Genomic DNA, 23,809 nt, shown 5'->3' with positions numbered 1-23,809 from the left:
GGATTCAGGCGAGCCACGGCCCCTGGGCGAGGGCGGTGGCGTCGGGTTCGGACAGGTCGATGTCGAAGACCTCGGTGAGGATTTTCGGAAGTTCGGCGAGTTCGAGTTCGCGGGTCTCGCTGGAGCCGTTCGGATATTCGGTGATGAGGGTGAGGTTGTCCAGCACGTGGTGGACGTCCGGGAGGAAGCGCTGCACGAACGGCCGGGCGGTGAACGGTGAGCGCGGCGAGGTGGAGACGAAGTGGTTGCCGACCGCGAAATCGATGCGGTACTGCGGATTCAGCGTGAAGGTGTAGCGGTCGATCCAGCCGTCGCGGCCGAATTGGTGCAGCACCCACAGATCGCTGTCGAGTTCGCCGGTGGTGTGTTCGAGCCGGAAGCGCCAGTCGCCGAGCGTGAATTCACCGCCCTCGACCAGTTCATAGGGCGCGAGGGGTCCGGAGCCGAAGCCGACATCGCAGATCCAGACGCGGTCGTCATCGCTGGTGGTGACGCGCAGCAGGGCGTGGGTGGGCGGGCGTAGACCGTCGGACACGCCCATGGTGACCCGGCCGCTGAGACCGGTCACCCCGAAGCCGAGCCGTTCCAGCGCGGCGGCGAACAGGCCGACGTTCTCGTAGCAGTAGCCGCCGCGCCGCTGTCGAATCATCTTGTCCTGCAACGATTCCAGATCCAGCGGAACAGGGCGGCCGAGAATGGACTCCAGATTCTCGAACGGGATCGTGGTGGTGTGCGCGTAGACCAGGGCGCGCAGGGTGGCCTGTGTCGGGGTGCGGTCGCCGTTGTAGCCGATGCGCGCCAAGTATGCGTCGAGGTCCAATTCCGCGCCGCTCCAGTGGTAAGCGGGGTCATTCGGCTTCATTGCACCTCTCCTTGTATCCGGTCCTGCCCGAATGAACCACAACGCACCGACAGGTGTTCCCTAGGCGGCGCATTTGGCGTTCGGCGGGGCCGGGGGCGCGGTCACGATGCCGCGGGCGACGTCGACCAGATAGTCGCGGTCGGGTCCGTCGACGGGTTCGGTGCCGAGCAGCAGCCGCTCGACCACGCAGCCGCCCTCGAAGTACGCGGGTCCGACGCTGTGATCGCCCGGGACGACGGCGCCGTTCAGGTCGCGGCCGGTGACGACGGTATACATCGAGGTGGGTTTGCCCGCGGCGAGCAGTCCGGCTCGCATTTCCAGGGTCGCCGGGTACGGCACCACATCGTCACCGGTGCCGTGGATGAGGAAGGCGCGTTTCATGCTCATCCGGGCGGCAAGGAGAACGGGCGAACGTTCGGCATAGGCCAGCGGGCAGACCGTCGGGGCGCAGCCGCCCGCATCGCGCTCGATCTGGCCGGGCAGTGCGGGATCGACGCCCGCCGACGCGAGCCACATGGTGAAATCGTCCGCGGGGCCGTAATTGTCGACCCAGTAGTCGAAGAGCCCCTGCGGTCCGTGCGCCACCGCGAGTCCGCTCATGGTGCCGCCCTGACTCCAGCCCCACAGCACGGTGCGGCCGATCGTCGGATGCTCGTTCTTGTACCACTGGGTGGCGGTGACGATATCGCGCCAGCCCGCCCACAGATTCCAGTCGCCGGTCCGCCAGGCACTGGTCGCGCTGCGGGCGTCCATGGACAGGATGGGGGTCGCGGTGCGGCGGACGATCGAGGTCAGATATTCGGCGTAATCGGCAGAGGTGCCGTCATGGCCGTGCACCGCGACGACCAGATCACGCGGCGTCGGATCGCCCGCAGCGCAGCGATGCGGTTCGTATACCCGGCCGGTGGCGTCCTCGCCGTCCACCGTCAGGGTCACCGGTCGCACGTCCACTTGCACCGCGCATTCCGGTTCGGCCGAAACGGGCGGTGCGACAAGGCTTGTCGTCGACACCGCGGCGAACAGCGCACAGCCGAGCGTCAGCAGTAGGTGTCTCATGCCGGAATGATGACATGCGGCTATCGCTGCCCGGTCGCAGTGCCCGGGCGAGTCGCGACGAATACCGCGCCGAGCACCGCGGCCGCGCCGACGATACCGGCGAAGGTGATCGCGCCCGCGGGCAAACCGATTGTGTCACTGAGGAATCCGGCTGACAGCGGAAGTACCGCGGCGGGCAGGTATCCGCCGACGTTCTGGGCGGCATTGGCCTCGGCGAGCCGATCGGCGGGCACGCTCGCGCTGATGGCCGTGAGACCGCCGAACTGGCCCATGCCCTGGCCGATGCCCGCGAGGATCGCCGCGGTGGCGAAGAACGCGATCGATGACAGCCGCAGCGCCGCGACCAGGGTGATCATGCTGAGCAGGGTGGCTGCCGTACCGCCAAGCAGGATCGTGCGCAGGCGCAGCCGCCGCACCGCGAATTGGATGCCGGTGGCGCCGAGGAACATAACGAAGGCCAAGCCACCTGCGAGCACTCGGTTGGTGGCGCCCAAGAGGTTCGACAGCAGTGAGGGACCGAGCGAGAGCACGAATGATGTCGCGGTGATACCCGGTGCGAACACCGCGATGCCGAGCAGCACGGCAGTGCGTCCGCCCGGTGCGACCGCGGGGATGCGGATCCATGGGCCATGTCCGCGAACGCCCTTGGGCAGGTCGAGCCGCCCGATGACCGCGAAAGCCGTAGCAAGCAAGACGATTTCGACGACAAAAATAGTGACGGTCGGGCCTGGAACGAGCTGTGACAGCAGACCCGCCAGCAGCGGACCGAAGCCCGCGCCGAGCACCATGGCCGATGAGGCCGCAAGTGCGGCAAGGCGTTTGCGCTCCGGGCCGCCGATATCGGTCACCGCCGCCATCCCCGCCGAGACGGCCGCGCCGACCGCTATTCCGGTGAGCAGGCGCGCGATCGCCAGCATCGCGACCGAATTCGCGGTGGCGAACAGGACGCAGGCGAGCATCGCGAGGAGCACCGCGGGCAGCAGCACGGGCCTGCGGCCGATGCGATCCGAGACAACACCCGCGACCAGCAGCGCACCGAGCAAACCGACGATGTAGCAGGCGAATACAGCGGTCAACATGCCCGAGGAGAAGCCGAGCCGGTGCTGCCACACGACATACAGCGGGGTCGGCGCATTCGCGAGTACGAAGACCGCGAGCACGGGCCAGGCCGCCAGCCACACCGCGCCCTCGCGCCGCACCTCGGTTTCCGGTTTCGCTATGAGTGTCGCCATCCCAACCTCCTAGTTCGAAAATTCTCGTACTGGTACGACGGAGGTCGAACTTAACATCTAGTACGATAGAAGTCGAACTAAGAATTCGCGATTCGCAGGAGAGCCGATGCCATCGACCGACACCGTCGCGACCACGCTGCCCGAGCCGACGCGTGCCGAACTGCGGCTCGAGGATGTGCTCGGCGTGCTCAGCGATCCGCTGCGGCTGAGCATGGTGCAGAAACTGCTGCTCGAATCCCCCGAGGCCGATCGCTCGTGCGGCTGGTTCGATATCGATCGGCCGAAATCGACACTGACGCACCATTTCCGGGTGCTGCGCGAGGCCGGTGTCACCCGTCAGCGGCAGTACGGACTGGAGCGCCGCAGCCGGGTGCGGATCGAAGATCTCGACGCCCGTTTTCCGGGGTTGCTCGATCTGGTGCGTGCCTGGCAGCCGACGTAATTCGGCGGTGTTTCGGGGCAGGCGTGTCCCGGTGGGTTCTGCTAGCGTGCGCGATGTCGATCCAGAGTTCGGGCCTGTCTGTCGTCCGAACCTCGTTCCGGGGAGTTTCCATGGCCTTCTTGAACCGTCTCATCAGCAATGCGACCAATATCGGTCGCCTGATGGATCTGATGGACAAGGCCCCGCAGTGGCGAGCGCAGTTGCTGGCCAAGAAGAACGAGCTGCGCGGCGGTTCGTTCCGGGACGCGAGCATGGGCATGTGCGCACTCGTCGCGGCGGCCGACGGCACCATCGAGCCGGCCGAGCGCATGCGGGTGGCCGGACTCATCGGCTCCGATCCGGTGCTGCAGAACTTCCCGACCGATGAATTGCGCGACCTGTTCGAGGACAACTGCAACCGGCTGGTCGGCGATCCGGCATTCGGGCGGGCACATGTGCTGCAGCAGATCGGCAAGGCGGCGGGTAAGCCGACCGAGGCGCATGCGGTCGTCCAGATCGGCATCATGATCGGCAATGCGGACGGGAATTTCGATCAGAACGAGATCGCGGCGGTACGGGAGGCATGCCAGACGCTGGGGGTGGATCCGCAGCAGTTCGGCATCTGACCGCTAGTATTCGCATATGCGTTCGATTGATGCGGCGGAGCGGCAGGCCCGGCTGGCGCGGCGGCATCGGCTGACACCAGCGTCCCGTACCGATGACGTTGCCGATATCGTCCGATCCCTCGTCGTCCTGCATGCGACCGATCCAGCGACGGTGTACCTGTCGGTGGGCGCGCGCAGTCGCACCGCTGAGCCCGCACATGTCGAGAAGGCGCTGTACGACGATCGGACGCTGCTGCGCCTGCTGGCGATGCGGCGCACGATGTTCATCGCACCGGTCGAGTTGCTGCCGGTATTACAGGCGTCGTGCGCGGATGCGTTGGCGGAGAAGCAACGTCGCACCTACGGCAGGTTCATCGAGCAGGCCGGTGTGGTCGACGGGGATGTGCGCGCGTGGCTGGCCGACGTCGAAGACGAAACGCACAAGGCGCTCTTGGCGCGCGGGGCGGCGACCGGCGCACAGCTGAGCAAGGACGTGCCCCGGCTGCGTACACAGGTGAATCCCGCTCCGGACAAGGCGTATTCGCGTCCCACCAGCATTACCACCTGGGTGCTCGTGATCCTCGGTGTCGAGGGGCGCATCGTGCGCGGTCGGCCGAATGGGAGTTGGACGAGCAGCCAATACACCTGGGCGCCGATAGAAACCTGGCTGCCGCAAGGTGTTCCGACCATGCCCGCCGATGCGGCACGCGCCGAACTCGTCCGGCAGTGGCTCTACGCCTTCGGGCCCGCGCCCATCACCGATATCAAGTGGTGGACCGGCTGGACCCTTACCGAGGTTCGCAAGGCACTCGCCCAACTCGATGTGGTGGAGGTCGATCTCGACGGCACCACCGGTCTGCTACTAGCCGACGACCAGGACCCGACCCCCGAGCCCGAACCCTGGGCCGCCCTGCTCCCCGCGCTCGACCCGACCCCCATGGGCTGGCAGTCTCGCGACTGGTACCTCGGCCCCCACGCTTCAACCCTCTTCGATCGCAACGGAAACGTCGGTCCCACCATCTGGTGGAACGGGCGCATAGTCGGCGGCTGGGCCCAGCGCAAAGACGGCGAAATCGTCTACCGCCTTCTGGAAGACATCGGCTCCGAAGCGGAATCGCTCATCGAAGCCGAAGCCGCCCGCATCACCACCTGGTACGGCGAGGTTCGCGCCATCCCCCGATTCCGCACGCCGTTGGAACGCGAACTCACCGCCTGACGGTTACATGTCCAGGCCGAGGTCGAGGACGCGCACCGAGTGGGTCAGTGCGCCGACGGCCAGGTAGTCGACGCCGGTGCGGGCGTAGTCGGCAGCATCGGTAAGGGTCAGTCCGCCGGAGGATTCGAGTTTGGTGGTGGGGGCCTGGGCGTTGCGGCGTTGGACGGCGGCTTGGGTTTGCCAGAGTGGGAAGTTGTCGAGCAGGACCAGTTCGACGTTTTCGGCCAGGACGGCGTCCAGTTGTTCGAGGCTGTCCACTTCGACCTCGCAGGCGATATCGGGGGCGAGCTCGCGCACCGCGCGGAGGGCGGCGACCACCGAACCGGCGGCTACCACGTGATTGTCCTTGATCAGGGCGGCATCGCCGAGGCCCATGCGGTGGTTGACGCCACCGCCGACGCGGACCGCGTATTTCTGCAGGGCACGCAGGCCGGGCAGGGTTTTGCGGCTGTCGCGGACGCGGCAGTCGGTGCCCGCGACCTCGTCGACCCAGGCGGCGGTGGCGGTCGCGATGCCGGACAGGTGGCAGACCAGGTTGAGCATGGTCCGTTCGGCGGTGAGCAGACCGCGGGTCGGCGCGACCAGTCCCAGCACCGACCGGCCCGGCTCGACCCGGGTCCCGTCGGCGACCCGATCGGTGATTTCGTAATTGCCCGCACCGATCACCTCGTCGAGCACGAGCAGGCCGATATCGAGCCCGGCCACCGTGCCCGGCTGGCGCGAAACCACCGACGCCTTCACCGCCGCATCGGCGGGAACCGTTGCCGCCGTGGTGATATCGGGGCCGTAGCGCAGATCCTCATCCAGTGCGGTGCGAATCAGGGCCAGCACCTCGTCACGATCCAGGCCGGTATCCAGTCCCATCAGTGCACTCCTCGTCCTACTGTTCTCGTGCTTGCCGCGGTCATGAGGCGCTGGGGATGGCGTCCTGGGTCCAGGTGGTGAGGTCGAGACCGTCGGGGGCGGGGACGGGGTGACCTTCTGTGCCCAGACGTACTGCGCGACTGCGACCTTGGTGATCGTCGGGGGTCGGGTGGTCGGAGCGGGTGTGCGAGCCGCGGCTTTCGGTGCGGGCGGCCGCGGAGAGCAGCAGCACCTGGGCGGTGAGGGTGAGGGCGGCGTCCTCGAACGCGGTGATGCGTTGTGCCGCAGCCGCACCGTTGAGGTCGTCGGTGTCGTGCGACGCCGCATCGGCATTCACGGCCCCGCTGCCGTTCAGTGCCGAGAGTTCGATCGCCGCACCTGTCAACCGCTGTTTGGCAGTGGTCAACTCGGCACGCAAGCGACTTGCCGCACTGTGTGACACCGCATCTCGCAACCGCACGGCCGCCTCCGCCAGTCCGGCGGCATCGCGAACCACGGAGGCATGCAACGTCATCGACTGCTGCACCAAGGCTCGGGCGGCGCGCGGAATGGTGTGGAAGGACACGTCCGTCACGTGCGCTTCCTCGCCGAGACGTTCGGCAGCGGCCACCCCGGCCCGTTCACCGACCACAAGCCCCTCGAGCAGACTGTTCGAGGCCAGGCGGTTGGCACCGTGCAGCCCGGTACGCGCCACCTCACCCGCAGCATACAGACCGGGAACCGCGGTCCGGCCGTGGGTGTCGGTCACGACCCCGCCGCATTGATAGTGCGCGGCGGGTGCGACCGGAATGAGATCGGTATGCGGGTCGATCCCGGCGGCCAGGCAGGATGCGGTGATCGTCGGGAACCGTTGCGGGAAGCTTTCGATCGCTCGGGCGTCGAGGTAGATGTGATCGGTGCCGAGGGCGCGCATCCGTGCGGCGATCGCACGCGACACCACATCGCGCGGTGCCAGATCACCACGCGGGTGCACACCTGCGGTCACCGAATTCCCATCGGAATCGACCAGTGTCGCGCCTTCGCCGCGGACCGCCTCGCTGATCAACGGCCGTCTGCCGAGTCCGCCGGGGGTGTAGAGCACCGTCGGATGGAACTGCACGAATTCGAGATCGGCCACCGTGGCGCCGGCCCAGAGCGCCAGCGCGATGCCGTCGGCGGTCGCACCCGGCGGATTCGTGCTCAGCGCGTACAGCTGACCGAGCCCGCCCGTGGCCAGCAGCACCGCCGGTGCGTGCACGACCCCGAATCCGTTCTCCGACACCGCGATCACACCCTGCACACCGGTCCGCCCGGTAACAACTTCGAGTGCCGCGGCACCGAACAGGACCGGCAACCCAGCCGCATTCAGCGCGCGCTGCACCTCGGCGCCGGTGGCGTCGCCTCCGGCATGGATGATCCGTCGCGTGCTGTGACCGCCCTCGCGGGTGCGCGAGATCTGGCCGTCCCGAGCGAGATCGAAGACCGCACCTAGATCGGTCAGTGCGGCGACCGCAGCCTGGCCGCCTTCGACGATCGAACGCACCGCCGTCTCGTCACATAGTCCGGCACCGGCCTCGACCGTGTCGCGCACATGCGATTCCACCGAATCCTCATGCGGCGCAACGACGGCAATGCCACCTTGGGCGTACTGGGTTGCGGTATCGGTCGGGCCGCCCTTGCTGAGGATGAGCACCCGCAGCCCGCGCAGCGATGCCGTTCGTGCCGCGGTCAACCCGGCGACGCCCCCGCCGATCACGACCAGATCGGCGGCGGCTTCCCAGTCGATCCGCGGCGCGCCGCTCATGCGCCCCGGCCCTTCTCGACCTGGTCGGCAGCGGTATCGCTACCGACTGCCCCGGCGATCATTCCGCACCGCCGCTCCGGACGAGCGCGCACGTCGCGCTCCGTTCGCGGCCGTTCATTCGCCACCGCCCGGGTTGCCGATTTCGATCATGCGCCGCACCGAATTGCGGGCCAGCGCGGCGGTTTCCAGGTCGACGTGCACCTCGTCGGTGTTCTCCACGAGCGAGCGCAACAGCGCCGCCGGGGTGATCATCTTCATGTACTTGCAGGACGCACGATCGTTCACGGCCTGGAAGTCGATGCCGGGGGCGGCCTTGCGCAACTGGTGCAGCATGCCGACCTCGGTGGCGACCAGGACCTGATTCGACTTCGCGGCCTTGGCGGCGTCGATCATCCCGCCGGTCGACAGAATGTGCACCCGGTCGGCCGGGAACGAGCCCTCACCCGCGAGGTACAACGCCGAAGTGGCGCAACCGCATTCGGGGTGCACGAACAGTTCGGCATCCGGGTGGGTGCGGGCCTGTTCGGTCAGCTCGTCGCCGTTGATCCCGGCGTGCACATGGCATTCGCCCGCCCAGATGTGCATATTCTCGCGGCCGGTGACCCGCTTGACGTGCGCGCCGAGGAACTGATCCGGCAGGAACAGCACCTCGCGGCCGGGATCGATGGATGCGACCACATCGACGGCATTCGAGGAGGTGCAGCAGACATCGGTGAGCGCCTTCACCGCGGCGGTGGTGTTCACATACGAGACGACCACCGCATTCGGGAATTCGGCCTTCCAGGCCCGCAATTCGTCGGCGGTGATGGAATCGGCCAGGGAACAGCCCGCCCGCTGGTCCGGAATGAGCACGGTCTTCTCGGGGCTGAGGATCTTGGCCGTCTCGGCCATGAAGTGCACACCGCAGAACACGATGGTGTCCTCGGGCGCCTCGGCCGCGATGCGGGACAGCGCCAGCGAGTCACCGACATGGTCGGCCACATCCTGGATCTCGGGCAACTGGTAGTTGTGCGCGAGAATCGTCGCGTTGCGCTCCCTGGCGAGGCGCTTGACCTCGGCCGCCCACTCCGGTGTGGCCTCGACCCCGGAGAATCCGGTCGGACCGTCGACTACCTGTCCCATCAGCGGGGGCGCCAGCTTCACACCCATCGTCGCCATGATGGCTCCTCTCCTCGTGCGCTCGGCCCTTGTGCCTTTTCACATGCCAGCCGATTCGCACCAAACCAGGTTTTCGACTTATAATCGAAAACGTGGCCCATAGTAGCACCATCCACGAAACACTCACCGCGGTGTTCCAGGTTCGGCGCTTCCCTGACGACATCACCGCAGGTAGCAGCCCTGCGCGCATGACAGATGAGCTGATTCGGCCATGTCCGCCCGGTCAGCGGACCGAACTCGCGGTGCTGCTGTGGGAGCGGGCACTCGACCCGCAGAAGGGCACGTGGTCGCTACCCGGCGGACGGCTGCGCGACGACGAAGACCTCAATGTCTCGGCCCGTCGCCAGCTCGCCGAGAAGGTCGATGTGCGCGAGCTGGCGCATCTGGAGCAGTTGTCGGTATTCAGCAATCCGGACCGGGTGCCCGCGCCGCGGCGGATCGCCTCGGCCTATCTGGGGCTGGTGCCGCTGACCGCGGACCCGCAACTGCCCTCGGACACCACGTGGCATCCGGTTTCCCAGTTGCCGCACATGTCGTTCGATCACGGCACGGTCGTCGAACACGCGCGCACCCGGCTCGCCGCGAAGCTCTCCTACACCAATATCGCCTTCGCGCTGGCACCCGAGCGGTTCACCATGTCCACCCTGCGCGAAATCTACTGCGCCGCGCTCGGTTACGAGGTCGACACAACGAATCTGCAGCGAGTTCTCACGCGCCGCAAGGTGATCACGCCGACCGGCGCGACCGCATCCCCCGGCCGGGCAGGTGGGCGTCCCGCGGCGGTCTATCGGTTCACCGACTCCGAAATCCGAGTCACCGACGAATTCGCGGCGCTGCGCCCACCCACCTGACCGCCCGCGATCGCCTGCCCCACGATCGCCCCCTCCCAGTTCGGCGACCGCTCCCCCGAAGCGATCGCCGAGCCCGAAATGGACTGTGCCGTGGCCACTGCCGTAGGAGCCACGGCATCCGAGCGTGCCCTCGTCACCATCGACCAGGGCACTCCCCTTCTACTCGGACAGCCCGCCGGGCACCCCCAGGTGCCCGGAGCTCAACACGCACACCGGCCAGAGGCACGGGAACGCCGACTCCGCTGCCGCCACCGCCGATATCCAGGACATTGCTCTCCCCTCCGAATCGCTGATCCTTCCGGTGATTCGCGGAGTCGAGACCGAAATTCGACTCCGCAATTCGAACAACTCACACGGTAGGGATCGATCGCTCCGAGGGGTACGGGGCAGTGGGCAGAGTCGCCGAATATGGCTGGTCACAGTCGGATACGAGTTATCCGGACCGGAAGCCGGTCGCCTGTACATCGTTCCGGAGCGGATGAATGCTCATGCCGATGGGCAGTGAAAGCCCTGTGGCAGAACTACTTTCGGCCTGCCGATGACCTCGACCCAAACCGGTTGCTCACCGGATGCACACTGCTGGCATCGGACTCCGAGAGGCATCGGCTCTTCCGAGCCCTGTTCCCACCAACAACAGAAAAGACCCCGCCTCCACGTGCATTCACACGTGAAAACGGGGTCACACGAGACGTATCCTCAATCCCGCTCCCGCCCCTTATGCTTCGCCTTCCGCCGATACCGCCGCGCACTGGGAATCGGCTGCGCGGCACTGGACCGCCGCAACGCATCCCGCCGTCGCCACGCCACCAGATCCGCCCGCTCGGACTTCCCGACCTCCGGAACCAGCACCCCCTGCCCATGCCTGGTCAACACATCCTCGCTCATCGCCACCTCCTTCCCATGCTCGACTTTGTGCGCCAACGGTATCCGTGCCGCCACCACCGCCACCACTGATTTTTCACCCGCACGGCGGTTGGTATGGGAGCTGCGGCGCGTGATCCCGCCACATGCCAGGGACGCTGTATTGACGCGTCACGGGCTTGTTCCGCAAGCCGTTCCTTTGGTGTTCCCTAGAACATGGGAATTGCCCGCGGCCTCGAACAGCGCGGCGAATTGTTGTGCGAAAACGGTTCTCGGCGACGGTCGCACACGCGATTCCATCTGTCCTCCTGCACGTTCCGATAGCGGGAGCGACACCCCCTGGCGTGCAATGAGATTAAGCCGGGTCGCGAACGCGAGCCTCCATCAGGACATGTGAATACGCGGGTTGAACTGCTGAAAGAGAGTTCCGGACCGGACGGTCAGGCGGTCTTCATCTGGGGTTGTGGTGGCGGGGCGGCGGTGCGCTGTCCGACGCGCGCTACAGTCCAGAACACCAACTCCACCAACCAGAACAGCCACAGGAATACCTGCACCACGACGACCGGGATCGCAAGGAACAGTATCGAGGGGATCGCGACGAGCAGAAAGCGTGCGATATCACCGAGAGTGGCGCCGCGCAGTCCGCTTCCCAAACGCACTGCGGCCCACATCATCCAGCGGCGCGGCACCGATACGTTGAACTCGTGCAGGCAGCGGCGGAACAGGCCGTCCGCGTCGGCGGTGCTCACCTCGTGCGAGCTCCGCAAATAGTCGTGCAGGATGGCGGCGCGGGTGTAGGCGCCGTAGCGGGGTATCAGCCAGACCAATGCCCGCGGCACCGACGCGAAGTCGGTGCGGAAGCCCGCTGGGATGACGAATTCCTGTGTGGCACCGTGATAGACGAGCGGCTCGACGACCCGCCAGAATTTCGCGTCGAGTTCTTCGACCACTGGTCCGCTACCGACGAACGCCATGATCCGTTCCTCTCTGAACGCACAGCGTGTCCCACAATTCTAGGCCGTTCTGGTACGTCTGTGCCGCCGCTGGGGCAACGGTTCGGATAACGTCAGCGCCCGCGATCCGAACCGGGCGGTCCGAAGCCGCCATACGGCACACCGTAGGGCACCGGGCCGCCGTTCGCAGCGCCACGATACGAATCGGCATTGTCGACGGACGCGAATCCGCTTGCCGCAGTGAAGTATGGCCGCGAATCGCCGAGCGGGCCGCTGAAGCCGGTGCCGAGATCCTCTGTCGGACTGAGTGCAGCGAGGAACAGCACGATCAGCGAGGCGAGCAGCGGTTGCACGATCAGCGCCAGCCAACTGCCGACCTCCACCGGCAGCCGCACGATCTGGCCGACAGCAGGGTCGTGGGGCATCGGATGCTGCCACTGCATGATCTGCTCGCCGACCTTCGACATCACGTAAGCGCCTGCGCCGGAACCGATCAGCAGCCCCAGTTGCAGCAGCGGTCCGCGCACGCGACGCCAACGCCATGCGCCGATCGCCGTCAGCACACCCAGCACCGCGCCGATGCAGACGAAGATCGCCAGCGCGTCGAACTGGTGCACACTCTCCCCGGTCAGGGCCGCGCCCTTGGCCGGTACCTCGCCGGCGCGCGCCTTGACCACCAGATACTGCTCGGTGGGCGCGACGAAGGCCCACACCACGCCGCCGAGGACGCTGAGCAGTACCACACCGACCGCGATCAGCGCGGCGGCCCGCAGCTCGCGCCGCACGCCCACCAGCCGGGCCGAGCCCGGCGAGGCGGTGACGACGTCGCCGTATTCGGCCACCACTAGCGGTGTTCCAGATTCTTCGAATCCAGCCCACCGTGCCGCGAGCACTTCGCCCACCAGCCGTCCGGGCTGACCTGCACGATCATGCGCCGGCCGCACTGCTCGCAGAAGCGCGGCGGCTCCAGCCCCAGTGCCGCGGCGGCCGGGACCGGATCGTCGAGCCCCGGCACAATGCGTTTGCCGGTGAACGGGTTGTAGCGCTCGTCCATATCCATGACAGTACTCACGGCGCCAGCCTCTTTCGTGACCGATTCAGAGTGTTTCGTTGAGCGCCTTGATCGGCATCTTCAGCTCACCGAGCAGATCCAGGTCCGCTTCGGCGGGCCGGCCGAGGGTGGTCAGGTAGTTGCCGACGATGACAGCGTTGATACCGCCGAGGATGCCCTGCTTGGCGCCGAGGTCGCCGAGGGTGATCTCGCGACCGCCCGCGAAGCGCAGGATGGTGCGCGGCAGCGCGAGCCGGAATGCGGCGACGGCACGCAGTGCGTCGGCCGCGGGCAGCACCTCGAGGTCGCCGAACGGGGTGCCCGGACGCGGGTTGAGGAAGTTCAGCGGGACCTCGTCCGGCTCGAGCTCGGCCAGGTTCGCCGCGAATTCCGCACGCTGCTCCAGGGTTTCGCCCATGCCGAGGATGCCGCCGCAGCAGACCTCCATACCGGCCTCGCGCACCATGCGCAGGGTGTCCCAGCGCTCTTCCCAGGTGTGCGTGGTGACGACGTTCGGGAAGTGCGAACGGGAGGTCTCCAGGTTGTGGTTGTAGCGGTGCACGCCCATGGCGGCGAGCTGGTCGACCTGCTCCTGGGTGAGCATGCCGAGCGAACACGCGACCTGGATGTCGACCTCGTTGCGGATGGCCTCGACACCGGCGGCGACCTGCGCCATCAGCCGCTCGTCCGGACCGCGCACGGCAGCGACGATGCAGAACTCGGTGGCACCGGTCTTGGCGGTCTGCTTGGCGGCTTCGACCAGGCTGGGGATATCGAGCCAGGCGGCGCGCACCGGCGACTGGAACAGGCCCGACTGCGAGCAGAAGTGGCAGTCCTCGGGGCAACCGCCGGTCTTGAGGCTGATGATGCCCTCGACCTCGACCTCGGGACCGCACCACTTCATGCGCACGTCGTGCGCGAGGGCGAGAAGTTCCTCCAGCCGGTCGTCGCCGAGCCGGAGCACCTCGAGGGTCTGCTCCTGCGTCAGGCCTGCACCGCGCTCGAGCACCTGCTCGCGGGCGGTCGCCAGAATGTCGGTTTGGACGGGTGCCTGGGTCACTGCACGAATCCCTTCGTCCGGCCGAGGTGGCCGTGCAACTTGAACGGTGTTCAGGCTAGGGTAGCGGTAACAAGTGAGTCAAAGCACCTCGGGGAAGGAAACAGCGTGCAGCTGCACCGCGCGGACGTGGTCGACGGCGCCATCGCCATTCTCGACCAGTACGGTCTCGCCGACCTGACCATGCGCAGGCTCGCCGGTTCACTCCAGGTCCAGCCCGGTGCGCTGTACTGGCACTTCCCCAATAAGCAGGCGCTGCTCGGCGCGGTCGCCGACCGGATCCTGGCCCCGATGGAGGATCCGATCGAGGCCGAGGACTGGTCGGGCCAGATCACCGAATTGGCGCATCGGTTGCGCGGTTGCCTGCTCGCCTATCGCGACGGCGCCGAATTGGTCTCGGCGACTTATGCCTCCCGACTCACCACGAGCAAGGGCCGGGAACGGCTCGTGGGCGCCGCGATCCGGGGCGGAATGCCGCGGCCGGAAGCGGAACTCGCGGCGTACACGCTGCTGTACTACGTGCTCGGACAAACCGTGGACGAGCAGTCCAGAATGCAGATGGATTCGGCCGGTGCGCTGACCGACGATGCCTCACCGCTCAACGAAACCCCAGACGCGACAGCACGTTTCGACTTCGGCCTGCAACTGTTCGTCGGCGGCGTGCGTCACCTGCTCGGCACCCGCGTACGCTGAATCCTTCGTCGGCGCACACGCCTGGAAGGAACGTCCAGATGCCTGATCCGGATGTTGGAGAGTCACCCGAGGACGGGCGGGCGGTTTCGGCGGAGGAATGCGAAAGGCTGTGGGAGGCGTGGACGCCTGCCGAAGTCGCGCAGCGGTTGTCGGAGGTCACGGTTCCGTGGTGCGTGACCGCGGGGTGGGCGCTGGATCTGTTCACCGGCGGCGGGGCTCGGGAACACAGCGACCTCGAAATCGGTGTCCCGCAGGGCAGATTCAGCGAGGTTGTCGCTACTTTTCCCAGTTTCGAGTGGGACGTTGTCGGTGACCACCGAATCTGGCCGTTTCCGGCGAAGTCGGCAGACTTCCATCAGACCTGGCTTCGCGAACCCGCGATCGGGCGCTATCGGCTCGACGTGTTTCGGGAACCGCACGTCGGTGATCGATGGGTGTGCCGCCGCGACCCATCGATCAGCCTGCCCTACGACGATCTGATTCGCTACACCAGCGAGGGCATTCCGTACGCGACTCCCGAGGTCGCGCTCCTGTTCAAGGCAAAGGCGCGCCGCGACAAGGACGAAGCCGATTTCCGTCGTGCGCTACCGATGATGGACCGTTCCCAAAGGTCCCGGCTGTTCGAGTGGCTGTCGCGGGTGCACCCCGATCACCCATGGCTGGAAAGCATTTCGACTCACCAGGATTGAGGGGTCAGACGGATACTGTCGCCTCCTCGACGTCAACTGCCACGCCCGCCCTGCGCCCGGGCAGTGCTAGTGCGACCACCGCGCCCAGCAGGGCGAGTACCGCACCGACTTTGATCGCCGGGCCGAATCCGGCGGTGAATTCATCCACTGAACCGTATCCGCCGGTTGCGGCGAAAACCGCTGCCGCGATGGCGATTCCGAAGACCCCGCCCAGCTCGCGCATCATGCTGTTGGCACCGGCCGCCTTGCCGAGCATCGCGTGTTCGACCGCGCCGACCACCGAACTCTGTGCCGACGGCAGCACCATCGACGTGCCGACGCCGGAGACGATGAACGGAACGACGAAGGAGCCGTATGTCATCGCCGGGTCGGCGATGGCGGCGATCCAGAGCATGCCGCCCGCCATCAGGGCCAGCCCGCTCACCATCAGGGGCCGCTCCCCGATCCGGTCGGCCAGCGCACCGGCGACCGGCGCGCAGAAGAACAGCGTGAGAGTCCATGGCAGCAGGCGCAATCCGGCGCCGAGTGGGCCGTAGTGCAGGACCGCCTGCAGGAACTGCGCGTAGAAGAACACCTCACCGAACAGAGCGGCGAAGGTCAGGAATATGGCGGTATTTCCCGCCGCGAAACCGCGATTCACGAAAAGCCGCATCGGAAACATCGGTTCGCGTGTGCGCGCTTCCCAGACCGCGAAGACGATCAGCAATGCGATCCCGCCGACCAGTGCGATCAGCACCTCCGAACTCGACCAGCCCGCGATATTGCCGCGCACCAAACCCCACACCACACCGAACGCACCGCCGGTGACCAGTGCCAATCCGGTGCCGTCCACCGCGGTATCGGGACCGAAGCCCTCCGGAACACGGGCCGCCACCAATGGGAGCGCGATCAGCCCGATCGGCACGTTCAGCCAGAAGATCCATTGCCAGGACAATCCCTCCGCGACGGCCCCGCCGACCAGCGGACCACACGCGACGGCGAGACCGGTGATGCCTTGCAGCAGCCCCATGGCCATACCGCGCTTCTCCGGTGGAAATGCCGCGCTGACCAGTGCCAACGCCAGGCTCATGATCAATGCCGCGCCGATGCCCTGCACCACGCGGGCGGCGATGAGGGTCGCGACGGTGGTAGATATCGCGCAGGCCGCGGACGCTGCGACGAAGATGCCGAGCCCGACAATGAACATCCGCTTGCGTCCGAAGCGGTCGCCGAGCACCGCCGCGGTCATCAACAAGACGGCGAAGCTGAGGTTATATCCGTTGACGGTCCATTCGAGCGTCTGCAGCGACGCCCCGAGGTCGTGCCGGATGGTACTGAGTGCGGTGGCGACGACCAGGGTGTCCAGTGCCGCCATCAGCGACGCGACCGCGCCGAGTACCAGCACCCAGCGTTGTGTCACCGCCGAAACGATTGGTGTGCTCACGGTGATCCTTCCTTTGGTTTCGGCGTGCCCGATGGTTCGGGCACGCACATATACCGACCGACGACCGCCCGAAACTCATCGCACCGATGAGTTCTGGGCGGCACGGCGGTCGATATTTCAGAGGGACACCATTCGGGGCACCCGGAAGGACTGCACATGACCGACAGCGACGAATTCGCCGCCCGTACCGCGCCGTATCGGCGCGAACTGCTCGCCCACTGCTACCGGATGCTGGGTTCGGTCGATGATGCCGAGGATCTGGTGCAGGAGACGCTGCTGCGGGCCTGGCGCGGATACGGCGATTTCGAGGGGCGCGCTTCGATGCGAACCTGGCTGTACCGGATTGCCACCAATGCGTGTCTCAATGCGATCGAGCAGCGACGCCGCGTGCTGCCCACCGGTTTATCCGAGCCCACCGCGGATCCCACACGCCCGCTGAACTTCGCGCCCGAGATTTCTTGGCTGCAACCGATGCCGGATGTGCTCGTCGCACCCGAGACCTCGGATCCGGCCGCCATCGTCACGGCGCGCGAGGGTATGCGGCTGGCATTGGTCGCCGCCTGGCAGCATCTGCCGCCACGTCAGCGTGCGGTGTTGATACTGCGAGATGTGTTGCACTGGAAGGCCGCCGAGGTCGCCGAGCTGATCGGGGCCAGCGTGGCCGCGGTCAACAGCATGCTGCAGCGCGCACATGCGTCGCTGGCGGAGCTCGAGCCGGACACGCCGGTGGCCGAGCCGAACGACCCCGAAATCCGCGCGCTGCTGGACCGCTATGCCGCCGCATTCGAAGCCGCCGATATGGATACGCTCGTCACGCTGTTGCGGTCGGATGCGGTGTGGGAGATGCCGCCGATCGAAGAATGGTTCCGCGGCGATACCACGATCATCGAGCTCATTCGGGCGAAGTGTCCGTATAGCGTGGGCGAGGCCCGGATGGTGCCGATCGCCGCGAACGGTCAGCCCGGATTCGCGTTCTATCTGCGCGGTCGGGCGCAATCGCTGCAGATCCTGACGGCGAACCCGACCGGGATCGCGCATGTCGTCTCGTATCACGACAGCTCGATGTTCGCGGCGTTCGGACTGCCCACGTCGTTGGCGGCGAATGCGTCGCCCGAGCCCGCACTGCCATGAGCGATGATCTGCTCGAGCGGGCGGTCGCGTATCTGCTGTCGGTACTGCCCGGCATCGGTTCCGATCTGTCAGCGCCCACGCCGTGCCGAGGCTGGAATACGCGCATGCTGCTCGCGCATGTGGACGAGTCGATTGCCGCGTTGCGGGAAGGTTTGGCCGGTGGGCAGGTTCGGCTCACGCCGGGCGCACCACTGCCGAATTGTGCGGGGACGGCCCATATTCGAAGTCGAGCCGTGGCGCTGCTCGGTGACTGGGCGAATGAGCACCCCGGGTCGGTGGTCATCTTCGGCAGACCGGTGCCCGCCCGGGTGCTCGGGACCGTCGGTGCTCTCGAATTGACGGTCCATGCTTGGGATCTCGCCGCCACCGATCGCAAACCCCCGTCGATCCCGGAGCATCTCGCCCGCGAATTACTGGCGGTCGCACCGGAACTCGTCCCGATCGCGGACCGGTGGCCCCTGTTCGGTCCGCCGATCGAACCGCCGACCACCGCCCTGGGCGACCGGCTGCTCGCCTACCTCGGCCGAGCTCGGCCGGTGTCCTGAGTACCCAAACGCATCGGAGCAGCGCAGCGTGCGTCTAGGACGGGATAGGTACCCGGGAACCAGCGGTGCATGGCGACCGCGCCTGCGCATACCGCAGCGGCGACGGCGAGCGCCGAGGCACCGAGAACCGTTGCGGCACTGATCAAGCCGACGGTGATCGGTCCCGCGAACATGCCTATGTCATGTGTCAGACGCCAGGCACCGAGGAATTCCGCACGTTGGCCAGGCGGTGCGACGCCCGCGCCGACGGTCATGATGATGCCGTTGCTCACGCCATTTGCGAGCCCGAGCAGCACGGCGGCACCGGTGAGTTCGAGCGCCGTCGAGGTGAGTGGAAGCGCCGCGAAGCCGACCGCGAACAGCAACATCGACGGCACGCCGGTGGCGCGGCTGCCGTAGCGATCGAGCAGGATGCCGCCCGGATAGGACAGCAGCACGTCCATTGCCCCGGCGATGCCGAATATCAGGCTCGTGGCGGCGGCACTCACGCCGATATGCGCGGCCCACAACGGGAGCAGTGCGGTGCGGGTCGCCCTGGCACCACCCATCAGCAGTGCCGCCAGACCGAGTGTGCCCAGTACCCTGCGGTTTTCGACGACAATTGAACGCATGGTGTGATCGGCGGCATCCGTATCGTCGGCGTCGGCCGAACGGATGGCGAGCATCGCCGCGCCCGATGCGACGGTCGTGCCGAACTGCAACCACAGCGCACCGCTCGGCCCCATCGCGTACACCATTCCTGCCCCGATGAACGGTCCGCAGAACGATCCGAGGCGCGAGGCACCGGCCAAGGCCGAGAACGCACGGCCCCGCTCGTCCGGTGGCACAACGGCCACGATGTAGGACTGTCGCGCCAAACCCCATACCGCACTGGCGGTTCCATTGAGCAACACACCAACCGCCAGCACTCCGGTATGCGGTGCGAAGATCGCGCACAGCACCCCGACCAGACCGAGGCCCGATCCGACGGCGATCGCCCAGCGTTCCCCGATGCGCGCGACGATCCGCCCCGCGGGCAGATCGGCCAGCACCATACCCAACCCGCTCAGCGCGACGACGATTCCGGCGACACCGGCCGACGCACCCAGGTCCAATGCGCGCAACGCGTACATCGGTGCGGCCGCGCCGGATCCGATGCCGTAGAGCACCACCGGCACGAACACAGTCCACACCAGTGAACGCAGGCGAACGGATTCAGTTGTGGCGCCGACGCGCTCGCTCATAGCGCCCGCGCCGTGCGAAGCCACCGATGCGGACTGGTACAACCGCTCACTGCGTGAGCGCCGGTCGCCGGGTGTGCCTGCTCTCCGGCCGCGGCAGACCGAAGTGGTCGCGCAGTGTGGTTCCGGTGTATTCGGTGCGGAACAGGCCGCGCCGCTGCAGGATCGGGACGACCTGCTCGGCGAAGACCTCCAGACCACCCGGGTAGTAGGGCGGCATCAAATTGAAACCGTCGGCGGCGCCATTGCGGAACCATTCCTCGATGGTGTCCGCGACCTGTTCCGGCGTACCGGCGAAGACCCGATGTCCACGGGCACCGGCGAGACGGTGCAGCAGCCCGCGCACGGTGGGCCGTTCCCGCTGCACGATTCCGGCGACCACCTGCCGGCGGCTGCGCTCGTTATCGGTGACATCGCCCGCATCGCTGAACAATTCGAGCGGTACCGGTTCATCCAGCGGCAGGTTCCGCAAGCTCTCCCCCGCGATGCCCTCCAACTGCTTCAGCCCGTATTCGGGCACCGTGAGCTCGTTGAACTCCCGCTCCAACCGTTTGGCCGCCGCCTCGGTGTCGCCGATGAACGGGCTGATGCCGGGCAGGATCTTGATCTGCTCGGCGTCCCGGCCGAATTCGGCGGCCTTGGCCTTGATATCGGAATAGAACGCCTGCGCATCCTCGAGCCGCTGGTGCGCGGTGAAGATCGCCTCGGCGTACCGGCCCGCGAAGGCCCGGCCGTCATTCGATGCACCGGCCTGTACGAGCACCGGATGTCCCTGCGGGGTGCGCGGCGCGTTGAACGGCCCACGCACGCTGAGGTATTCGCCGACGAAGTCGATCGGATGGATCTTGTCCGGATCGGCGTAGATGCCCGCCGCCTGGTCCAGCAGGATGGCGTCGTCCTCCCAGCTGTCCCACAGCGCGACGACCGCATCGACGAATTCCCGCGCCCGCGCGTATCGCGTCGCGTGATCGGGATGTTTGTCGAGCCCGAAATTCGCTGCGGCGAGGTCGGTTCCGGTGGTGACGATATTCCAGCCCGCCCGGCCACCGGAGATGTGATCGAGCGTGGAGAACAGCCTGGCCAGGTTGTAAGGCTCGTAGTAGGTGGTGGACGCGGTGGCGATCAGGCCGAGGTGGGTTGTGGCCGTCGCGATCGCGGTGAGCAGCGTAATAGGTTCCAGACCGGAGGCCGCATTGTGCTTGACATTGGTGCGCAGTGCGGGCCCGTCGGCGAAGAACACCGCGTCGAGTTTCGCGGCTTCGGCCGTGCGGCCGATCTCCTGGTAGTAGGCGACATCGTAGATCCGGTCGGGTCGGCTCTGCGGATGCCGCCAAGCCGCCTCGTGATGTCCGGAGGGGTAGATGAACGCATTGAGGCTGAGTTGGCGGGTCATGAGGCTTTCTTTTCATCGTGCAGGGCGGCGATATCGACGCCGAGGCTGGAGAGCAGCAGCTCGCGCAGGCGGTTGAAGTCCGGATCGATGTGGCGGCGTGGACGTTCCAGATCGATGCGCTGATCGACCGCGATGCGTCCCTCGTCGAGGACGAGCACGCGGTCTGCGAGCAGCACCGCTTCATCGACATCGTGGGTCACCAGCAAGACGGCGGGCTTGTGCCTGGCGCACAGATCCTGCAGCAGCACATGCATTTTGATGCGGGTGAGCGCATCCAGCGCACCGAAGGGCTCATCCGCCAGCAGTAACTCCGGTTCCCGGACCAGCGACCGCGCCAAGGCGACGCGCTGCTGCTCACCTCCGGAAAGCTCCTTGGGCCAGGCCTTTTCCCGTCCGGCGAGGCCGACTTCGGCCAGAGCGGTACGACCGCGCTCGGCGGCGTCGCCACTCTTCAAACCGAGAGTCACATTGTCGAGTACCCGATTCCACGGCAGCAGCCGCGAGTCCTGGAACACCACCGCACGTTCCGTCGGCACTCGCAACTCACCCGAGCCGAGCACATCGCGATCCAGCTCGGCCAGCGCACGCAGCAAGGTGCTCTTACCCGAACCGCTGCGCCCGAGCAGGGCGACGAATTCGCCGCGCGCGATATCGAGATCGACACCGTGCAACACAACGCGGTCGCCGAAACCCCTGCGCAGCCCGCGGGTTCGGACCACATTCAGTCCGCGATCGTCTGCCGCCATGACAGCGCCCTCCGTTCCGTCGCGCGCACGGCGAGATCGCCGAACAATCCGAGCAGGCCGTAGATGACCAGGCCGACCACGATGACGTCGATCTGGCCGTAGGTACGCGCCTGCGTCATCAGATAGCCGATGCCGCTGGTGGCATTCACCTGTTCGACCACGACCAGGGCCAGCCAGGAAATCGTGACCGCCAGCCGCAGCCCGGTGAAGAATCCGGGCAGCGAAGCGGGCAACGCGATCCGGCGGATGAATCCCCATCGCGAAAGACCCACCGTCGCGGCCAATTCCACATACCGGCTGTCGACGCCGCGCAGTTGCGCATGGGTATTGATGTAGATCGGGATCGCCACACTGGTCGTGATGACGATGAGCTTCATGTCCTCACCGATGCCGAACCACACGATGAACAGCGGGATCAGCGCCAGCGTCGGAATCGAGCGTTTGATCTGAATCGGCCCGTCCAGCAGGGCTTCACCGACGCGGCTCAATCCGGCGATCAAGGCGAGCACCACACCGATCACCACGCCGAGCCCGAGGCCCCAGGCCGCGCGCTTCAGCGAGGTCAGCAGGTTCGACTGCAGCCTGCCGTCGGCGAGCAGATCGCGTGCGGTCTCGGCGACCGTCCACGGCGCGGGCAGTGTCTGCTCATCCAGTGCGCCCGAGGCGGATCCGATCACCCATGCCGCGATCAGCAGTACGGGACCGATGGCGATGCCGAACGGAATCGGGCGGCCCGGTCCGAGCCGGGGCCGAGTCGGCTTGCGGCGGGCCAGAACCGGCTCCGCGGCGGTGTGTGAACTTCGTCCGATCCGGCCGAGTACACCGGCATCCAAGGTAGCCATTGCTATTTCGCCTTCGGTTCGAACGCGGCGCCGCTCTCGGTGACGGCCTGGGTGATGACGGCGTCGAAGCGCAGATCGAAATCGTCCGCGGCGCGCACCTTCTTGGGCAGTTCGCCCGCGTTGTCGATCGCGTCGATGGTGCCCTGCTGGCGATCGATGAGCTGCTGATCCAGATGCGGAAAGGTGTAGGTGCCGAACGAGTCGACAATGCGTTTGGCATCATCGGCGCTGACCTTCTGGTTCTCGACGTAGTACTTGCGCGCCCACTCCTCCTGGTGGGTATTGACCCACTGGTAGGCGCGAATATAGGCGGCGACCACCGCCCGAGTCGCCGCTGCCTTGGCCGGATCGGTCACCGCGGCACGGCGCGCGTACAGGTAGCCGACACCGCCGTAGATGCCGGTGGTCTCCGAATCCGGGATCAGCGAGGCGCCCGGGGTACGCAACAGCCGGGTGACGTTCGGTTCGGCCAGTGGCGCGATATCGACCTGGCCGGTGCGCACCGCGTCCAGGAATTCCGCGAGCTGCAGCCGGACCAGTTGCACATCAGTGGGTTTCAGCCCGGCCTTGGCGATCGCCCGCAGCACCGCGGCCTGCTGGGCGGTGCCCTCGGCGTAGGCGATCTTCTTGCCCTTCAGGTCGGCGAGCGTGGTGGCCGTCTTGCCCGGCGCCACCGCGAGTTTCAGTGCGTTGGGATTGGATTGGTAAGCCGCGACGATCGGCACATCCTGACCGGCGACCTGCGCATGGATCGGCGGGACATCGCCGACGGTCGCGACATCGGCGGCGCCGGCCCGGAATGCCTCCAGGATGGCCGGTCCACCGATGAAATTGGCGAACTCCACCTTGAACGGCAGCTTGTCGAGTTCGCCGGAGAACTGGAGTACCGACTTGAACCGCTCTTGTTGATCGGCGAGTACGAGCTTTGTGCCCGCGGGGATTTCGGTGGGCAGCGGAGCGTCGGTTTTACCGACCGGCTTGTCGTCGCTCGCGCAGCCGGTCACACCCAGGCTCGCAACGGTCGCCGCAGCGAGCAACGCGGCAATAGTGCGGCCGCGCAGGCCGGTCAGGAACGTACGTGGTCGGAACATGCGGTGATTGAATCAAGATGAAACCGGCACGCATACGGTTTGCCTTAGCCTGATTCCAACGCAGGA

At 66.7% G+C, this 23,809-nt stretch carries 25 protein-coding genes; 8 read left to right on the top strand and 17 right to left on the bottom strand.

The window, feature by feature from the left end:
• Positions 1 to 4: 4 nt before the first annotated feature.
• Genes ACZ60G_RS28875 through ACZ60G_RS28865 form a run of 3 tightly spaced genes read right to left on the bottom strand, consistent with a single transcriptional unit; the run spans position 5 to position 3,150 of the window.
• Positions 5 to 862, bottom strand: a complete 858-nt coding sequence (locus ACZ60G_RS28875; protein ID WP_465813813.1) for an arylamine N-acetyltransferase family protein — start codon at positions 860 to 862, stop codon at positions 5 to 7.
• Between the two features lie 60 nt (positions 863 to 922).
• Positions 923 to 1,918, bottom strand: a complete 996-nt coding sequence (locus tag ACZ60G_RS28870) for an alpha/beta hydrolase family protein (RefSeq protein WP_465813811.1) — start codon at positions 1,916 to 1,918, stop codon at positions 923 to 925.
• Positions 1,919 to 1,938: 20 nt separating this feature from the next.
• Positions 1,939 to 3,150 (bottom strand): MFS transporter, encoded by a 1,212-nt coding sequence (locus tag ACZ60G_RS28865; RefSeq protein WP_465813809.1) that lies wholly within the window; start codon positions 3,148 to 3,150, stop codon positions 1,939 to 1,941.
• Between the two features lie 106 nt (positions 3,151 to 3,256).
• On the opposite strand from ACZ60G_RS28865, the gene ACZ60G_RS28860 reads away from it, so the two are divergent.
• The 3 genes from ACZ60G_RS28860 to ACZ60G_RS28850 all read left to right on the top strand — a co-directional run bounded on the left by ACZ60G_RS28860 (position 3,257) and on the right by ACZ60G_RS28850 (position 5,392).
• Positions 3,257 to 3,592: an ArsR/SmtB family transcription factor gene (locus ACZ60G_RS28860; RefSeq protein ID WP_387297877.1), complete on the top strand. Its 336-nt coding sequence runs from the start codon at positions 3,257 to 3,259 to the stop codon at positions 3,590 to 3,592.
• 110 nt (positions 3,593 to 3,702) lie between these two features.
• On the top strand, positions 3,703 to 4,197 hold the full coding sequence (locus tag ACZ60G_RS28855) for a tellurite resistance TerB family protein (RefSeq protein ID WP_465813807.1): 495 nt from the start codon (positions 3,703 to 3,705) through the stop codon (positions 4,195 to 4,197).
• Positions 4,198 to 4,213: 16 nt separating this feature from the next.
• The gene (locus tag ACZ60G_RS28850) at positions 4,214 to 5,392 is read left to right on the top strand and encodes a winged helix DNA-binding domain-containing protein (RefSeq protein WP_465813805.1); all 1,179 of its coding nucleotides are present in this window, start codon (positions 4,214 to 4,216) and stop codon (positions 5,390 to 5,392) included.
• 3 nt (positions 5,393 to 5,395) lie between these two features.
• On the opposite strand, the gene nadC is transcribed toward ACZ60G_RS28850, so the two are convergent.
• The 3 genes from nadC to nadA form a co-directional block, all read right to left on the bottom strand.
• Positions 5,396 to 6,256, bottom strand: coding sequence for a carboxylating nicotinate-nucleotide diphosphorylase (gene nadC / locus ACZ60G_RS28845; protein ID WP_465813803.1), 861 nt, complete (start codon positions 6,254 to 6,256; stop codon positions 5,396 to 5,398).
• A 40-nt stretch (positions 6,257 to 6,296) separates the two neighbouring features.
• Positions 6,297 to 8,039, bottom strand: coding sequence for an L-aspartate oxidase (locus ACZ60G_RS28840; RefSeq protein WP_465813801.1), 1,743 nt, complete (start codon positions 8,037 to 8,039; stop codon positions 6,297 to 6,299).
• 114 nt (positions 8,040 to 8,153) lie between these two features.
• Complete coding sequence (nadA, locus tag ACZ60G_RS28835) at positions 8,154 to 9,197, bottom strand: quinolinate synthase NadA (RefSeq protein WP_465813799.1); 1,044 nt, start codon at positions 9,195 to 9,197, stop codon at positions 8,154 to 8,156.
• A 92-nt stretch (positions 9,198 to 9,289) separates the two neighbouring features.
• On the opposite strand from nadA, the gene ACZ60G_RS28830 reads away from it, so the two are divergent.
• Positions 9,290 to 10,048, top strand: a complete 759-nt coding sequence (locus ACZ60G_RS28830) for an NUDIX hydrolase (protein WP_465813797.1) — start codon at positions 9,290 to 9,292, stop codon at positions 10,046 to 10,048.
• A 696-nt stretch (positions 10,049 to 10,744) separates the two neighbouring features.
• On the opposite strand, the gene ACZ60G_RS28825 is transcribed toward ACZ60G_RS28830, so the two are convergent.
• From ACZ60G_RS28825 to bioB, 5 genes are all read right to left on the bottom strand, one after another.
• Positions 10,745 to 10,933 carry a hypothetical protein gene (locus ACZ60G_RS28825; RefSeq protein ID WP_397087997.1) on the bottom strand — a complete coding sequence of 63 codons (189 nt, stop codon included), beginning with the start codon at positions 10,931 to 10,933 and terminating at the stop codon, positions 10,745 to 10,747.
• Between the two features lie 416 nt (positions 10,934 to 11,349).
• On the bottom strand, positions 11,350 to 11,883 hold the full coding sequence (locus ACZ60G_RS28820) for a DUF1353 domain-containing protein (protein ID WP_465813794.1): 534 nt from the start codon (positions 11,881 to 11,883) through the stop codon (positions 11,350 to 11,352).
• Between the two features lie 92 nt (positions 11,884 to 11,975).
• Positions 11,976 to 12,704, bottom strand: coding sequence for a DUF2567 domain-containing protein (locus tag ACZ60G_RS28815; protein WP_465813793.1), 729 nt, complete (start codon positions 12,702 to 12,704; stop codon positions 11,976 to 11,978).
• 2 nt (positions 12,705 to 12,706) lie between these two features.
• Positions 12,707 to 12,922: a biotin synthase auxiliary protein BsaP gene (bsaP, locus tag ACZ60G_RS28810; protein ID WP_465813853.1), complete on the bottom strand. Its 216-nt coding sequence runs from the start codon at positions 12,920 to 12,922 to the stop codon at positions 12,707 to 12,709.
• 37 nt (positions 12,923 to 12,959) lie between these two features.
• Positions 12,960 to 13,973 (bottom strand): biotin synthase BioB, encoded by a 1,014-nt coding sequence (gene bioB / locus ACZ60G_RS28805; RefSeq protein ID WP_465813791.1) that lies wholly within the window; start codon positions 13,971 to 13,973, stop codon positions 12,960 to 12,962.
• Between the two features lie 105 nt (positions 13,974 to 14,078).
• Here bioB and ACZ60G_RS28800 point away from each other — a divergent pair, with 105 nt between their 5' ends.
• Together ACZ60G_RS28800 and ACZ60G_RS28795 are read left to right on the top strand one after the other, a co-directional pair.
• A complete protein-coding gene (locus ACZ60G_RS28800) occupies positions 14,079 to 14,663 on the top strand; it encodes a TetR/AcrR family transcriptional regulator C-terminal domain-containing protein (protein WP_433622450.1) in 585 nt (194 codons plus the stop codon).
• Positions 14,664 to 14,701: 38 nt separating this feature from the next.
• Entirely contained in the window at positions 14,702 to 15,352 is a 651-nt protein-coding gene (locus tag ACZ60G_RS28795) for a nucleotidyltransferase domain-containing protein (RefSeq protein WP_465813788.1), read from the top strand.
• A 4-nt stretch (positions 15,353 to 15,356) separates the two neighbouring features.
• Here the strand turns inward: ACZ60G_RS28795 and ACZ60G_RS28790 are convergent, their stop codons facing one another.
• On the bottom strand, positions 15,357 to 16,775 hold the full coding sequence (locus tag ACZ60G_RS28790; protein ID WP_465813787.1) for a DHA2 family efflux MFS transporter permease subunit: 1,419 nt from the start codon (positions 16,773 to 16,775) through the stop codon (positions 15,357 to 15,359).
• A 156-nt stretch (positions 16,776 to 16,931) separates the two neighbouring features.
• Between ACZ60G_RS28790 and ACZ60G_RS28785 the strand changes: the two genes are divergently transcribed.
• Positions 16,932 to 17,906, top strand: coding sequence for a sigma-70 family RNA polymerase sigma factor (locus ACZ60G_RS28785; RefSeq protein WP_465813786.1), 975 nt, complete (start codon positions 16,932 to 16,934; stop codon positions 17,904 to 17,906).
• A complete protein-coding gene (locus ACZ60G_RS28780) occupies positions 17,903 to 18,451 on the top strand; it encodes a maleylpyruvate isomerase family mycothiol-dependent enzyme (RefSeq protein ID WP_465813785.1) in 549 nt (182 codons plus the stop codon). Before ACZ60G_RS28785 ends, ACZ60G_RS28780 begins: the two co-directional genes overlap by 4 nt.
• Here ACZ60G_RS28780 and ACZ60G_RS28775 read toward each other — a convergent pair.
• From ACZ60G_RS28775 to ACZ60G_RS28755, 5 genes are read right to left on the bottom strand one after another with little or no spacing between them, the layout of a single operon-like run.
• The gene (locus ACZ60G_RS28775) at positions 18,421 to 19,674 is read right to left on the bottom strand and encodes an MFS transporter (RefSeq protein WP_465813784.1); all 1,254 of its coding nucleotides are present in this window, start codon (positions 19,672 to 19,674) and stop codon (positions 18,421 to 18,423) included. The genes ACZ60G_RS28780 and ACZ60G_RS28775 overlap by 31 nt on opposite strands.
• A gap of 46 nt (positions 19,675 to 19,720) precedes the next feature.
• Positions 19,721 to 21,064 carry an LLM class flavin-dependent oxidoreductase gene (locus ACZ60G_RS28770; RefSeq protein WP_465813783.1) on the bottom strand — a complete coding sequence of 448 codons (1,344 nt, stop codon included), beginning with the start codon at positions 21,062 to 21,064 and terminating at the stop codon, positions 19,721 to 19,723.
• Complete coding sequence (locus tag ACZ60G_RS28765) at positions 21,061 to 21,810, bottom strand: ABC transporter ATP-binding protein (protein WP_465813782.1); 750 nt, start codon at positions 21,808 to 21,810, stop codon at positions 21,061 to 21,063. The genes ACZ60G_RS28770 and ACZ60G_RS28765 overlap by 4 nt, the downstream gene beginning before the upstream one ends.
• A complete protein-coding gene (locus ACZ60G_RS28760; RefSeq protein ID WP_465813781.1) occupies positions 21,786 to 22,652 on the bottom strand; it encodes an ABC transporter permease in 867 nt (288 codons plus the stop codon). Before ACZ60G_RS28760 ends, ACZ60G_RS28765 begins: the two co-directional genes overlap by 25 nt.
• Positions 22,653 to 22,654: 2 nt before the next feature.
• Positions 22,655 to 23,743, bottom strand: coding sequence for an ABC transporter substrate-binding protein (locus ACZ60G_RS28755; protein ID WP_465813780.1), 1,089 nt, complete (start codon positions 23,741 to 23,743; stop codon positions 22,655 to 22,657).
• Positions 23,744 to 23,809 lie beyond the last annotated feature (66 nt).

Source organism: Nocardia sp. NPDC102475 (genome assembly GCF_055584605.1).
The sequence above is the reverse complement of the archived record's forward strand: the minus strand, read 5'-3'. Positions and strand labels throughout refer to the sequence as shown.

Bases quoted from the DNA above. Each gene is read 5' to 3' on its own strand.
- ACZ60G_RS28875 (WP_465813813.1), bottom strand. From the start codon at position 862: ATGAAGCCGAATGACCCCGCTTACCACTGGAGCGGCGCGGAATTGGAC.
- ACZ60G_RS28870 (WP_465813811.1), bottom strand. From the start codon at position 1,918: ATGAGACACCTACTGCTGACGCTCGGCTGTGCGCTGTTCGCCGCGGTG.
- ACZ60G_RS28865 (WP_465813809.1), bottom strand. From the start codon at position 3,150: ATGGCGACACTCATAGCGAAACCGGAAACCGAGGTGCGGCGCGAGGGC.
- ACZ60G_RS28860 (WP_387297877.1), top strand. From the start codon at position 3,257: ATGCCATCGACCGACACCGTCGCGACCACGCTGCCCGAGCCGACGCGT.
- ACZ60G_RS28855 (WP_465813807.1), top strand. From the start codon at position 3,703: ATGGCCTTCTTGAACCGTCTCATCAGCAATGCGACCAATATCGGTCGC.
- ACZ60G_RS28850 (WP_465813805.1), top strand. From the start codon at position 4,214: ATGCGTTCGATTGATGCGGCGGAGCGGCAGGCCCGGCTGGCGCGGCGG.
- nadC (WP_465813803.1), bottom strand. From the start codon at position 6,256: ATGGGACTGGATACCGGCCTGGATCGTGACGAGGTGCTGGCCCTGATT.
- ACZ60G_RS28840 (WP_465813801.1), bottom strand. From the start codon at position 8,039: ATGAGCGGCGCGCCGCGGATCGACTGGGAAGCCGCCGCCGATCTGGTC.
- nadA (WP_465813799.1), bottom strand. From the start codon at position 9,197: ATGGCGACGATGGGTGTGAAGCTGGCGCCCCCGCTGATGGGACAGGTA.
- ACZ60G_RS28825 (WP_397087997.1), bottom strand. From the start codon at position 10,933: ATGAGCGAGGATGTGTTGACCAGGCATGGGCAGGGGGTGCTGGTTCCG.
- ACZ60G_RS28820 (WP_465813794.1), bottom strand. From the start codon at position 11,883: ATGGCGTTCGTCGGTAGCGGACCAGTGGTCGAAGAACTCGACGCGAAA.
- bsaP (WP_465813853.1), bottom strand. From the start codon at position 12,922: ATGGATATGGACGAGCGCTACAACCCGTTCACCGGCAAACGCATTGTG.
- ACZ60G_RS28795 (WP_465813788.1), top strand. From the start codon at position 14,702: ATGCCTGATCCGGATGTTGGAGAGTCACCCGAGGACGGGCGGGCGGTT.
- ACZ60G_RS28785 (WP_465813786.1), top strand. From the start codon at position 16,932: ATGACCGACAGCGACGAATTCGCCGCCCGTACCGCGCCGTATCGGCGC.
- ACZ60G_RS28780 (WP_465813785.1), top strand. From the start codon at position 17,903: ATGAGCGATGATCTGCTCGAGCGGGCGGTCGCGTATCTGCTGTCGGTA.
- ACZ60G_RS28775 (WP_465813784.1), bottom strand. From the start codon at position 19,674: ATGAGCGAGCGCGTCGGCGCCACAACTGAATCCGTTCGCCTGCGTTCA.
- ACZ60G_RS28770 (WP_465813783.1), bottom strand. From the start codon at position 21,064: ATGACCCGCCAACTCAGCCTCAATGCGTTCATCTACCCCTCCGGACAT.
- ACZ60G_RS28765 (WP_465813782.1), bottom strand. From the start codon at position 21,810: ATGGCGGCAGACGATCGCGGACTGAATGTGGTCCGAACCCGCGGGCTG.
- ACZ60G_RS28760 (WP_465813781.1), bottom strand. From the start codon at position 22,652: ATGGCTACCTTGGATGCCGGTGTACTCGGCCGGATCGGACGAAGTTCA.
- ACZ60G_RS28755 (WP_465813780.1), bottom strand. From the start codon at position 23,743: ATGTTCCGACCACGTACGTTCCTGACCGGCCTGCGCGGCCGCACTATT.